Raw genomic sequence first — 13,401 nt, 5'->3', positions numbered from 1 at the left:
AAAGCATAGCTTTTACAACGCGAAAGCATACGTATAGCAACGCAAGAACATACCCTTTAAACGTTAAAGCATACACACCGCTATGCGGAAGGATGCTTACAGAACTGTAAAACGGCTGACTCTGCCGTCCGGCAGGATGCATGCCACAGGCCTAACGGATGCGGCGCAGGTCGGCAGTGTCCACCGGCACAACCGCGGCAACAGTCTTAAGCCTTGCGTATGCCACTGACATGAACATCAGTCCACCGTAAGGATTGCCGGTGCCCCACGAGTTTTTGCATATAAAATAGCGGTCTCCCTTCCTGTCGCGGGCTATCCCTATCAGCTCCATGCAGTGGTCGTCGGTGGTGCGGAAGGTCTCGAACGACCGCTGACGCTCATCCTGCGACGCCATGCTACGGTTGTCACGGAGACGTGCCACGCCACGTTCAAACGAGAATCCCGGTTCAGTTATGTCGCCCTCCCAGCACACGCTGTGGCCGCGGCGCAACGCACTCTCAATGCGGCTCATCATCGTGTCTATGGGCACATTGTAGAATTTGTCGCCGTAACGGTTGTCGGGCACGTCGAGCACCACGTCCTCATAAAACGGCATATGCGTAAAGCTGGTCAGCGCCTGATACTCATCGTCGCGGCACACGCTGCGCGCAAACTGCTGCGGAGTGTACTCAGCCCCGAGCATCCACACGTGCAGCGGCACGGGATTAATCACATCATCGAGCATGCTGTCGGTGCTCCTCATCAGCGCGTCGAGCCCCGTGCGCCTCCCTACGGCGTTGCGGCAGAGCGAGTCGAGCTTGCGGCAGAGCACGTTGAAGTTGCATTCAGAGCGGTAAGAGTCGTATGGCATCAGGCCCGAGTCAAGAATCATGTGTATCAGCATGGGCGCCACGCCGCGCGTGGTGAAGCCCGACCGGCCTTGCGTAAGATAGCATCTCTCAGCCTGCCGGCGCATAAGGTTGCGCGCAACATAGGCAGCCGACAGATTGACCGAGTCGCCCTTCATCAGGCACTCGCTCTCTATGGTGGCCAGCATGGCATATACCCAGCAGAGCGAACTGTTCCCCTGGTCTTTCACGGGCGTGATCTTGTTCATCACCTCCACCCTGAACGCCTCCTTGTCCTCACTCTTCCTGCTGCACGAAAGCAGCATGAACAGTACTGCCGACAGCAATATAATCTTGTTCATAAGCGCAAAGTTACTTAAAAACAACTATGCACGCAACCCTGCAACCATATTTTTTAACCTGCATCAGCCACGACAATCCTATATCATCTACAGCCGCAAGCCATAAGACAGGCAACGGCATGCACATGATGACAACAGCAAAAACAGCGGAAAACAATCCCAAACAGCCATAATATCGGACCAAACAAGGCTACAATATACGATTATCCACCCTTTCAGTATTATTTTGAACCACCATGAAGGGCATTATATCTACCTTTGAGCACTAAAAAAATATAATCAAATCAAAAATCTATCATGAAGCTAAAAGCATTATTATTATTTCTGTTTGTGCCGCTGATATGCAGCGCCACAGACATCAATGTAGACCCTTCTACGTTCAAGGCAACGTATGAAGGAGCAAAAGACGGTGACGTTCTGCTCATGGAAGAGGGAACATACACCGGAGACATCAATCTTCCAGACGGCAAGACTGTCACCCTGAAGGCTGCAGAAGGAGCCGAAGTGGTGTTCGGAGTAAAGTTCCGCGGAAGCGATGCGTCTGTAACCGGAGGCGGAATTATTATGGAGGGGCTCGTTATCAAACCCAACGACAGCTACTTCATGGACCTCACCTATGGTGACATAAAGACCATCACACTGCGCAACTGCGACCTGTCGGCCATTAACAGATGCTTCCTGCGTACCAACAACGAGGGGCATGCGATAGACAAGATTGAGATGGACAGATGTATAATACACGACTGCGGCGACGGAGGATACAACTTTATCTACCCGAAACACGGCGTAAGAGAGGTGAGCGTAACCAACTCTACACTATATAACTATAAAGGCGGAGAGAGCTTCTTCTCGCCCAACTCAATGAATGTAGACATCGACATGCTGTTCACATTCAGCAACAACACAGTCTACAAATGGTCGAAAGCATCAAAATATGCCATCTGCAACACTGGGAACAAAGTGGGACTGTTCTCTGAATACACATTCAGAAACAACATTATATACAAAGCCGGCGTTGACGGACAGACGCCAAACATACTAAACACCACGGGCGGATATCTGCTGGCAGAGAAAAACCTGATAGCCGACTACGGAACATACAATCAGGCAAGCGCGGCCGACACAGAGATTTCGGACTATACGCTGGCCGACTTCGGACTGACGAACATACCTTTCCCTGACCCTGAAAACGGCGATTTCAGCATAACCTCAGAGTCGCCCATGGCTACGGCAGCTACAGACGGAGGCCCGATAGGCGACCCGAGATGGCTGAAGAACCTCACAAATGCCGTACACATGAACGTTACCAACAGCCCGGAAAACGCCGGAACGGTAACTCCGGCAAAGGCTAACTATGAGGCCGGAAGCGAAGTTACGATAACGGCAACGCCCAACTACGGATTCAGATTCAAGCAGTGGCAGGACAAAGACGGACAGATACTGTCGACAGAGAACCCATACACGTTCAACATTGAGAAGGACATGGACATCACAGCCGTGTATTCTTCGGTTGAGACATACACCCTCAACATAAACAAAAGCGGCGACGGAGCCAAATGGGGCAACGTGTCGCTCACGCCGGAACCCGTTGACGGTAAGTATGAAAGCGGAACAAGCGTTACGATGAAGGTGGTGCCAAACTCTGTAACGTCTTTTCTCTACTGGAACGACGGCAGCAGCGACGCGCAGAAGACTGTGGTGATGAACGGCGACAAGACGTTTACGGCTACGTTCGACGTGGTTCCGTTCATCGTAGGATGGGACTTCAGCGTAAGCGAGCCGCGCGGAAACCGCCCCGGAGACTACAGCTTCACGACAGACAACACAGGCAACCTTCAGCTGTATGAAGGCGACGGAAAGACAACCAACTGGGGTGCAAGCACACGCACCTTCGGCGGCATTGAGCGCAACTGCATACGCCGCTACACCGAAAGGGCCGACATGGACAACCCACGCTACCTTGTGGCTAAGTTTGTAGTGGACGGATATAAGAACATCAAGGTGCACTCACTGGCGGCTCTCGACAACGCCTGCGTGCACAAGATACAGAAGATGCAATACTCTACCGACGGCGTAAACTACACCGACCTCAGCTCTATCGACATGGGAAGCGGCACCGAGAGCAGCCAGTGGATGGTGCTTGAGGGCACGCTGCCCGAAGGTCTCAGCGGACAGGTGTATGTACGCTGGATAGGCGACACCGAAAGCGGACTGGCCGGCGAGCCGTCGGACAGCGACACAGAGGGATTCTATCTTGCCGACATAGTTGTATATGCCGACAACAAACAGAAGGACGACCATGAGGCACCGAAGCTTGTTGCCACATCGCCCGAGGCCGGCTCTGACGTTGCCTCAGCATCAGGCAACGTGGTGCTCCACTTCAACGAGAAGGTGAAAGCAGGCTCAGGCGACGTAACGATAAACGGAAAGGCCATGACACCTGTATTCGGAAGCAAGACAGCCACTTATGCCTATGCCGACATGGGATACGGCACCGAGTGTGAGGTGGTTGTACCCAAGGGCGCACTGACCGACCTCAACGGCAACGCCTTTGAAGGCACGACATTCAAGTTTACCACAATGCAGCGCCCGCAACCCGAGAAGAAAGTGTTCGACGCCGTGGTGGCTGCCGACGGCTCGGGCGACTTCACTTCGGTTCAGGAGGCTATCGACGCCGCTCCTGACAACAGCAGCGTGCCTTACCTCATATTTGTTGAGAACGGAGAGTATGACGAACTCGTGCTGATACCTGAGAGCAAGCCTTTCATACACCTTATAGGACAGGACAAGGAGAATACCGTGATAAAGCATACCATCAACAACGGAGGAAGCTCTGACGTAGGATACGAATGGTCTACGAACAATCCGCAGTCAGACAACTACGGCTACAGCAGCGTGGTTGAGGTGAATGCAAGCGACTTCTACACTGAGAACATAACCTTCTATAACAGCTGGGGCGTTGACAACCAGTCGGGACCGATGGGTCTGGCCATGTATTCGCGCAACGACCGCATGACGTTCTACAACTGCAAGTTCCGCTCTTATCAGGACACATGGCAGACTTCTTCAAGAAACATGGCCGACCGCCACTACGTGAAAGACTGCTGGATTGAGGGTGCGGTAGACTACTTCTACGGCGGAGGCGACGTCCTGCTCGAAGGCTGCACGCTATACAACGTCAGAAGCGGATCTGTGATAGTGGCACCATGCCATAAGGAAGGAACAAAGTTCGGATACGTGTTCAGCAACTGCACCATAGACGGCAACGAGCTTGCCAACGACAACAAGACGGCGCTGGGACGCCCGTGGCACAACGCTCCAAAGACCGTATGGCTCAACACTACGATGAAGATAGGCATAAAGCCTGAGGGCTGGAACAACATGGGAGCCATTCCGGCTCTGTTTGCCGAATACAACAGCATGGATGCCGACGGCAATCCTGTTGACCTGAGCAACAGACGCACCGAATATGAATATACTGACGGCGACACCGGACAGAAGGTTACGGGCACATGCAAGGCTACACTTACCGACGAGGAGGCTGCCGCATACACATACGAGGCCATAACAAGAGGCACTGACGGATGGAACCCGCGCAAGCTGATGGAGGCCGTGAGCGCTCCTGCCAACATGAGATACGACGCGGCAAGCAGCACGCTGAGCTGGGACGAGTCGGCATATGCTATATGCTACGTGGTAACTGACGCCGACGACAAGGTGGTAAGCATATCTACAGACACAAGCTTCAAGCCTGCCGAAGGCACCTGCGGAAAATTCACCGTAAAGGCTGTCAACGAATACGGAAGCCTGAGCAAAGGCACTACATACGAGACCACTACAGGCATCAACGGAGCCGGAAGCGAGACAACCGTTAAGGAAGACATATACAACACATCGGGAATGAAGCTCGGATCGGCCGTAAAGGGCATCAACATCATACGCCGACAGATGGGCGACGGCACCGTGAAGGTGATAAAGATAATGAAATAACGCACTGAGCGCCGTAATAAAGCTGCGCCTATACTAAAACAGCCGGGGCATATCATCAATGAGGTATGCTCCGGCTTTTTTTATTATCTTAACTTATGCATAACAAGGCTCTGACGTATCGTAGTCTGCTATTCCGGCAATAACGGCACGCCTGCACGACGCATGATGCAGGGCCGCTCGGACGCAGCGGCTAACCAGCTGATTATCAGCATGATAAGGACGGCTTTACAAAAGGTAGTCTTTTAGCCGCCAAAAGGATACCTTTTACGATGCAAAAGGGCACATATTGCACGCTGAAAGGCCACCTTTTATCTCATCGGGAGAATTATGCTTTCAGCCGCAAGCATCAATCTGCCTGTAAGATTAAGACAGATGCGGCACTATGCCCTATCGGATTTTATAAGACCGGGGCATGCAACACGCCTTTCAGCCAGACGCTACGGCTCTGCCGTCTCGCCCCTCTTCATATATTCGGTAGGGCTGCAGCCCATAGTCTTCTTGAAGCAGCGGCTGAAGTATTTAGGGTCGGAGAATCCGCACTTGTAGGCCACTTCCGATATGCTCACGCCCGGATCTTTCATTAAAGCAAGAGCCTTCTTAATGCGTATCTCCTGTATAAAGTTGTTGGGCGACGAACCAAAAACCTTCTTCACCCTTACATAGAGCACAGTGCGGCTCATGCCCATGGCCTTGCAGAAGTCGTCTATCGACAGGTCAGAGTTGGCTATATTGTCATTGATAAATCCCATGGCCTTGTTTCTGAACAGGCTGTCAGTGGTTTCGGCGGCTGCTTCCTCACCTTCGGCGACGTCCATGTCGCGCCTTTCTGTCAGAAGCTCATGCACCTTGTTCTTAAGATATTCAATCTTCTCATTAGTAACCGTGGTTATCTCGTTCACCTCCTTGCGCAGCCGGCTGATATATCTTGCCACCTTATATATAACTATCAGGGCTGCAAGCAGCGCCCCGCCAAACAGCATCCATGCCAGGGGCGTCTCCGTAAGTTCCGGGGTACGGTGTATCGTCACGGTACGTTCATTGTCAGTCCAGATGCCGTCGCCGTTGGTTGAGCGCACCCTGAAGGTGTGCGTTCCCGGCGGAATGCCCGCATAGCTTACCGAATGCGACTTGGTGTATATCCACTCGCCGTCCACTCCGTCCATGCGGTAGGCATACCATATATCCTCATTCTTATTATAGTCGAGCGCCGAAAACTCTATCGTAAAGTTCTTCTTGTCGGCCGGAAGCTCAACATAGTCGTCGCATCCGAACACAATACGCGGCACAAAATTGCTCTTGCCGACATCAGACGGGCTGAAACCGAACACGCCCTGAGTGGTTCCGAAGAGCATGTAGCCGTTGTCAAGACACAGCGGCATGGTCTCCATGAAGGCAAAACCCTCCCTGAAGAAGCCTCTCATATAGTTAATCATAACATCGCGGTTAGTGTCAAACAGCGTCAGACCGGCCTCTGACACTATCCACAGCTTGTCGCCACGCCATGCTGCCAACGACACATTGACATCCGAGGCAAGACCCTGAGCCGTGGTATAAGCCTTGAAGCGTATGTTGTTGCTCAGCAGGTTGCGCGACAGAATCTTGTTGGTTCCGCCGCCATAAGTGGCCACATAAATCCTGCCTCTGCTGTCGCGTGCCAGCGCCATCACCTCATTGTTGCTCAGGCTCGACGGGTCATGAGGGTCTCTCACGTTTCGCCAGAACTTCAGCCGGCGCAGCGGCTTGCCGTCAATCATGCACGTATACAGCCCGCTGCCGGTTCCGGCAAGCATCACTCCGCTACGTGTCATCATCAGACACCTCACCTTGAGCGCCCCGCGCGGATAGCCTGAAAGCACATTGTCCTTATTGATAAAGCGCGGCATGTCGGCCTCCGGCCTCTCCACCACATTCAGTCCGCCGCCATAAGTGCCTATCCACAGGCGTCCGTATCTGTCCTCAGCCATGGCATACACAGAATTGCAGTTAATGCCAAAAAGCTTTCTGCTGCCGCTGACATAGCGGTCGAGCACCCATCCCTGCCCTTTTCTGCGCAGCCTGAACAGCCCGCCGGGCTTGGTGCCGAGCCATATCTGCCCGTGGCGGTCTTCATAAATACAATACACGTTATGGCCGAATACAGCCGCAGCAGGCGTAATCCTGCCGTCGGCAGACAGATATCTGACATTGCCCAGGTTGCGGTCGACAATCCTCACAAAGCCGTTCTTGTCGGCAATCCACACCCGTCCGGCCCTGTCCTGATGCAAGGCCCTGACCACTTCTTCGCCAAAATTGCTGAACTTCGTGTTCTTCAGAGGCTCCTTCACAAACGTAACCCTGTCTATGCCGCGGTTGGTGCGCACCCAATAGCCTCCCTGCCTGTCCTCGCACATCACCCTTGTCTCCAGGCCTTCATACTCTTTCAGAGAAGATATGCGCCTCATCACATTCTCGTCGGCCACATAATATGAGCCTCCGGGCAGGTTCTTGCCCCTGTAAACCTCAAACTTGCCCGTCTTGCGGTTGAATACATAATACTTGCATCCCGCCAGGTTGAGGGTCCGGTGTCCCGACATGCAGAGTATATTATTGTCTGGCAACTCCCAAATCTGGTCAATACGGTTCGACTCAAGAGGACAGCCGTCGCCGGGCTGAGCCTTGTAATTGACAAAGCTGTAGCCGTCGTAACGGCTCAGTCCGTCGCGCGAGCTCAGCCATATATACCCCTCCCGGTCCTGAATAATACACGTAACAATGTTGTGGTCGAGCCCGTCGTCATTGTCAAAATGTACAATACGCACGTCGGAAGCCGCACACAATAACGTCATAAACAAAAAACAAAAGATTGCCAGACTTGCTTTTCTCATAATATCATTATTCTACTGCAAAAGTAAGAAAAAAACATAAAATCCCCGTTTACGTCGTGACAAAAAGACTATTTTGAACCTTTTTAAAATATTTGTCCACCATAAGCATTGCCACAAACAATACCTTTGCATCGAACAAACAATCTATTTTAAAATCTATCAATAATGAAAAAACTATTAACAATCATCACAACGCTGGCAATGGCGCTCGGCTCTTATGCCGGAGAACCGCTGGAGCTATGGTACGACAAGCCTGCCGGCAACTGGAACGAAGCCCTGCCGCTCGGCAACGGACGCATAGCGGCAATGGTATACGGCAATCCCGTATGCGAGGAATATCAGCTCAACGAGGAGACTATATCAAAAGGCTCGCCCTACAAAAACTACAACGCTGAGACACCTAAGTATCTTGATAACCTGCGACAGCTGGTCTTCAGCGGCAAGAGCGACGAGGCACAGGCGCTGGCCGAGACACAAATTCTGGCCGACAGAGACTACGGATTCGGTGCATCATACCAGCCGGCAGGAAGCCTGCGCATCGAATACGACGGCCATAAAGACTACTCTTCGCTGCGCAGACAGCTCAGCATAGACAACGCTGTGTCAACAGTAACCTACAGAGTGGGCGACGTAACTTACACGGAAGAGGCCTTCACGTCGTTCACCGACCAGATGCTCATCATCAGAGTCACGGCATCAAAGAAGGGCGCAATAAACCTGAAAGCAAGCCTGTTTTATCCTGACGGCGTGAAAGTTGACCGCTCTGTAAGCGGAAACACACTCGCACTGAGCGGAACCACGGCAAAAGCCGCAAACAACGTGCCCGGAAAACTGAACTTCATAGTCAACGCAAAAATTGACAACGAAGGCGGTGCAATGACACAGAACGACACCGCGCTGATTGTGAAAGACGCCGACGCCGTGACCTTCCACATAGCCATGGCAACCAACTTTGTGAACTATAAGGATATCTCGGCCGACCCTCAGAAGCGTATTGACGAATATATGAAGAATGCCGGACGCGACTATGAGACGGCAAAAGCCGAACATATAGAATACTATAAGGAACAGTTTGACAGAGTAAGCCTTGACCTCGGAGAGAACAGCAACCCGTCGAAGACTACAGACAAACGCATTGAAGACTTTGCTGAAGGCAACGACACACAGCTCGTAGAACTGTATTTCCAGTTCGGAAGATACCTGCTTATATGTTCATCACAGCCTGGATGCCAGCCCGCCAACCTGCAAGGCAAATGGAACGGCAGCACAAACCCTGCATGGAAATGCCGTTATACGGTGAACATTAACACAGAGATGAACTACTGGCCGGCCGAATCGACAAACCTGCCGGAACTTCACGAGCCGCTGATAAAGATGATAAAGGAACTCAGCGAGATAGGAGCCGAAACGGCAAAGAACATGTACGGATGCAACGGATGGATGCTTCATCACAACACAGACCTGTGGAGAATGACAGGAGCCGTGGACAAAGCCTACAGCGGAGTGTGGCCAACGGCCAACGCATGGTTCTGCCAGCACTTATGGAACAGATATCTTTACAGCGGAGACACCGACTATCTAAAAGAGGTTTATCCGCTAATGAAAGGAGCGTCAGAGTTCTTCCTCGACTTCATGGTAGAGGATCCCCGCGACAAATTCATGGTTGTCTGCCCGTCGGTTTCACCCGAAAACTCACCAAAAGCATATAAAGGACAGAACATCTTTGCGGGTATAACCATGGACAACGAGCTCGTAAGCGACCTGCTGACCAACACCGCAAGGGCTGCCGAGACGCTTGCCACTGACGAAGACTTCGCAAAATCGCTGCTGAGCCTGCGCGACAAGATGCTGCCACTGCGCATAGGACAATACGGACAGCTGCAGGAATGGCGCGACGACTGGGACAACCCTGACGACCATCACCGCCACGTGTCACACCTGTGGGCACTGTATCCCGGCACGGCAATATCTCCCTACCGCACACCGGCTGCGTTCAGAGCATCAAAGGTGTCGCTGATGTACCGCGGAGACGAGTCGACAGGATGGAGCATGGGATGGAAAGTTTGTCTTTGGGCAAGATGTCTTGACGGCAAGCATGCTTACAAGCTGATTAAAGACCAGCTGTCGCTTGTGCCGGCAGACAGGACCGAAGGACAGGACGGAGGCACTTATCCAAATATGTTCGATGCACATCCGCCATTCCAGATTGACGGCAACTTCGGCTGTACGGCGGGCATTGCAGAGATGCTTATGCAAAGCCACGACGGCTTTATAAACCTAATGCCGGCTGTTCCTGACGAATGGGCCGACGGCGAAATTAAGGGTCTGAGAGCCATAGGCGGCTTCGTGCTTGAGGACATGGTGTGGAAAGACGGCAAGCTGATGAGTGCCCGTCTGCGCTCAACGCTCGGCGGAAACCTCAGACTAAGGGTGCCCGTAAAGATCAAGTCGGACACACATGAGGTGAAAGAGGCTGAAGGCGAAAACCCCAATCCGCTGTTCTACACCTACTCTATGCCTGTAAAGAAGATATCAGGAGACGAATATGTTGACGTTGACAACTCGAGCGTGAACAACAGGCTGCCCGAGACTTGGCTCTATGACATAGAGACCAAGGCCGGAGACGTGGTCTACATAACAAACGAAAGCTCGGCTTCGGGCATTGACCAGACGTTGACCGACAACGGCAGCAACGGCAGCATATACGACATTTCGGGCAGAAAGGTTGACAGTCCGGAGCGTGGAATATTCATAAAAAACGGCAAGGCTTTTATTAAAAAGATAGCGGAGCTATAAATCATAGCAAGACATCCGCACTTGCTTCATCATTAATTCTGTTAAATTAAGCAAGAGAGGCTGTCAGGGATTACACCCGAGACAGCCTCTTCTGTTTATTTGTTACGCCAGCACGGCAGCCATGTGCCGCAGCCTGACAACAAGACGTATGCCTACATGATATCGTCCTTGAACGTTATCTGCGGGCTGTTCATCATGTAGCAGTCGTCGCTGCTGCCCTCAATACGCCTAATCTGAGTGACCGACCACGACTTTCTGCCCTTGTTCCATACCAGCAGTGCAGAGTATTTGTTATCGGTTCTGCCGCACTGATACTTTATCCTTACGCTGCCGTTTTCCTGTATCTGTGCGTCATAAATGAAGTCGTTGTCGATGTAGCTGCCCATGTTGTACGACAAGGTTATGCAGCCGTAGCCCAGCTTCACGTTGCCGTAGCCGTCGTCGTATGACTGCTTGAAGTAGAAGTTCAGGGGCACGGGCCTCACCTCGTTGCCCGTAGAGAACATGCCGTAATAGCGTGTGTCTATGGGATTCAGCTTATAGATGGCGGTGTTGGTCATCAGTTTGTATGACTGCGAACGCACCTCAACGCTTCCGCAGAGATGGTAAGTGGAGGCACGGCCTGTGGGGCCGAGATGTATTTCAGAGTAGTGAATCTGCCTGACATCGGTGTCGAGCGGTATGCTGTAAAGGCCGACGCAGGTGTCAGAGTGCTTCACCACGGCGACGATTCCCTCGCTGATGTATCCCGGTCCTTCCATGGTTATAAATCCGTGATATGCGGCATTGGAATATCTGTATGACTTAATAATCGAGTTGAGCTTTATCATCAGTCCGCCGTCGCCTATCCATCTGCCTGTCAGCGTGCCGCTGCTTGCCCTCGGCAGCATTATGTTTCCAGCGGCGTCGGTAGCGGGCTTGTAGGCCGGCGTGCCGTCGGTGGGCATTGTGGTCTGCCCTTTGTCCACGGCTGATGCCGACGTCTCTCCGCCCTTCGGGCCGTTGGCGGTCTGTCCTGTAGCGGGCTTGTCTGCGGCAGGCGTGCCGCCTCCTTGCTGCGGCTTGTCGCTTCCGGCTGCCAGATATGTCCTGGCTGCGGTCTGCCCGGGCTGCCTTACGAACACCAGCTTGTCGGGACCTATGCTCTTGTCGAAGGTGCCAAGGCCTGTGAACCACAGCGTGCCGTCGGCTGCAATGGTCATCGTGCAGGTGCCGGTCTTGCCCATGTCGCTTGCCCACTTAAGCCTGTAGCCGCCCTGCATGGGCTCGGGGTCGGTCAGCATCAGGGTTTCGGTGTTGCTGATAAGTATCTTGCTGCGATACTTGATGAAGCCCGTGGCTTTCTTTCCTGCAAAATAACGTGAGGGCTTCTTCATGAAGTCTGAAGGCAAAAGACTGAAGTTGTGGGTGGCGCCCTTGACGAATGTCTGCGAAAAATCGGGCACGGCGGGCTCCTTTATGTTTATCTCCATGTAGCCTTGGCGGGTTAGCCCGTCCACCTTGTCGGCTGCCTCATACACTCCGCAGGGCTCCTGCACCTGCGCTCCTGCCGCAAGCACACACGCCACCTGCAGCATAACGTTGATCAACGTTGTCCTGATTGTCATTCTCATTTCTTCAATTAGTATTTATATCTGAATATTAGCGATTGCTCCGTATGCATCGTTTTCAGCCGAAATATGCCTTCAGCTGCGCTGCCAGCGACGACAGCTCTTCGGGGTTGCCGTTGCCGTAGCGCTGCCACACGCGGCGGCACTCGTCTGTGAGCGGCGACGGCTGGGCCTTGCTGCGGTTGAGATAAGGGTCGAAGGTCTGAAACGTCTCCATCACCTCCACCACCACGTCGGCCTTTATGCCCATGAGCTTCGACAGCTCGGCTATCTCGGGCGTGTTGCGCACCATCGTGGCGGGCGTCAGTCGGAAGTACTGGTCGAGTATTATTATAAGCATCATCGGCATGAGCTGGCCGCATGAGGGCATGGGCCTGAAGTCGCGCTCGAACGACTCGTGCATGGCCACTCCGTCGTAGAACAGGGCTGCGTTGCTGAATCCTGCCATGCTCCTCAGCACTTTCACGTCGCGCGACAGGCGCCTGGGGTTATCGCCGTATGTGGCCCAGAGTCGCCCGAGCCGGGGCGTGGCGGCACGGCGCAGACTGAACATCTGCTCGTAAAGATAGTGTGGAGGTATGTGCAGCTCGAGGCTCAGCTCTACCATTCCGCGCGAGTAGAGGGGCTTTATGCCTGCCGGCTTGCGCTGATAGAGCTGCATGAGCAGCAGCCAGTATTCATCAGACCATAGTGGATGACTCATAAGTTATGCTTGTTATGTGTGTAAGGTATGTTTCTGCAAATATATGATTTTTTTCTGAAAACCGGCAATGTCGGGCCGTTTATTTTGCGCCGCGGCAGGGCAAGGGCTGCGCCGTGGCATGGGCATGGCATGGTTTTTGAAGCATTTTCTCATGCCGTGCCGCCGCTGCTTACGGTGCCTGTGCAGCCAAGGCGAAAGGCGAATTGTAACATACTGGCTGACAGGGCGTTATATTCAGCCATGCAAAAG

The 13,401-nt window shown here is 52.9% G+C and carries 6 protein-coding genes; 2 read left to right on the top strand and 4 right to left on the bottom strand.

Features of this window, described 5'->3' with window-relative positions; genetic code table 11:
* Nucleotides 1-151: 151 nt before the first annotated feature.
* Nucleotides 152-1,189 (bottom strand): cysteine protease, encoded by a 1,038-nt coding sequence (locus EJL04_RS12825; protein WP_125105189.1) that lies wholly within the window; start codon nucleotides 1,187-1,189, stop codon nucleotides 152-154.
* A gap of 297 nt (nucleotides 1,190-1,486) precedes the next feature.
* Here EJL04_RS12825 and EJL04_RS12820 point away from each other — a divergent pair, with 297 nt between their 5' ends.
* A complete protein-coding gene (locus EJL04_RS12820; RefSeq protein WP_125105188.1) occupies nucleotides 1,487-5,179 on the top strand; it encodes a pectinesterase family protein in 3,693 nt (1,230 codons plus the stop codon).
* Between the two features lie 437 nt (nucleotides 5,180-5,616).
* Here the strand turns inward: EJL04_RS12820 and EJL04_RS12815 are convergent, their stop codons facing one another.
* Nucleotides 5,617-8,004: a two-component regulator propeller domain-containing protein gene (locus tag EJL04_RS12815; RefSeq protein ID WP_164511769.1), complete on the bottom strand. Its 2,388-nt coding sequence runs from the start codon at nucleotides 8,002-8,004 to the stop codon at nucleotides 5,617-5,619.
* A 204-nt stretch (nucleotides 8,005-8,208) separates the two neighbouring features.
* Between EJL04_RS12815 and EJL04_RS12810 the strand changes: the two genes are divergently transcribed.
* Complete coding sequence (locus EJL04_RS12810) at nucleotides 8,209-10,839, top strand: glycoside hydrolase family 95 protein (RefSeq protein WP_082335121.1); 2,631 nt, start codon at nucleotides 8,209-8,211, stop codon at nucleotides 10,837-10,839.
* Between the two features lie 152 nt (nucleotides 10,840-10,991).
* Here EJL04_RS12810 and EJL04_RS12805 read toward each other — a convergent pair whose 3' ends face one another.
* Nucleotides 10,992-12,452 (bottom strand): hypothetical protein, encoded by a 1,461-nt coding sequence (locus EJL04_RS12805; RefSeq protein WP_125105186.1) that lies wholly within the window; start codon nucleotides 12,450-12,452, stop codon nucleotides 10,992-10,994.
* 55 nt (nucleotides 12,453-12,507) lie between these two features.
* Nucleotides 12,508-13,152: a hypothetical protein gene (locus tag EJL04_RS12800; protein ID WP_053397567.1), complete on the bottom strand. Its 645-nt coding sequence runs from the start codon at nucleotides 13,150-13,152 to the stop codon at nucleotides 12,508-12,510.
* Between the last annotated feature and the right edge of the window lie 249 nt (nucleotides 13,153-13,401).

The organism is Prevotella marseillensis (assembly GCF_900625065.1).
In the GTDB taxonomy this organism is placed as follows: domain Bacteria; phylum Bacteroidota; class Bacteroidia; order Bacteroidales; family Bacteroidaceae; genus Prevotella; species Prevotella rara.
The sequence above is the reverse complement of the archived record's forward strand: the minus strand, read 5'-3'. Positions and strand labels throughout refer to the sequence as shown.

Bases quoted from the DNA above. Each gene is read 5' to 3' on its own strand.
- EJL04_RS12810 (WP_082335121.1), top strand. From the start codon at position 8,209: ATGAAAAAACTATTAACAATCATCACAACGCTGGCAATGGCGCTCGGC.
- EJL04_RS12805 (WP_125105186.1), bottom strand. From the start codon at position 12,452: ATGAGAATGACAATCAGGACAACGTTGATCAACGTTATGCTGCAGGTG.
- EJL04_RS12815 (WP_164511769.1), bottom strand. From the start codon at position 8,004: ATGACGTTATTGTGTGCGGCTTCCGACGTGCGTATTGTACATTTTGAC.
- EJL04_RS12800 (WP_053397567.1), bottom strand. From the start codon at position 13,152: ATGAGTCATCCACTATGGTCTGATGAATACTGGCTGCTGCTCATGCAG.
- EJL04_RS12825 (WP_125105189.1), bottom strand. From the start codon at position 1,189: ATGAACAAGATTATATTGCTGTCGGCAGTACTGTTCATGCTGCTTTCG.
- EJL04_RS12820 (WP_125105188.1), top strand. From the start codon at position 1,487: ATGAAGCTAAAAGCATTATTATTATTTCTGTTTGTGCCGCTGATATGC.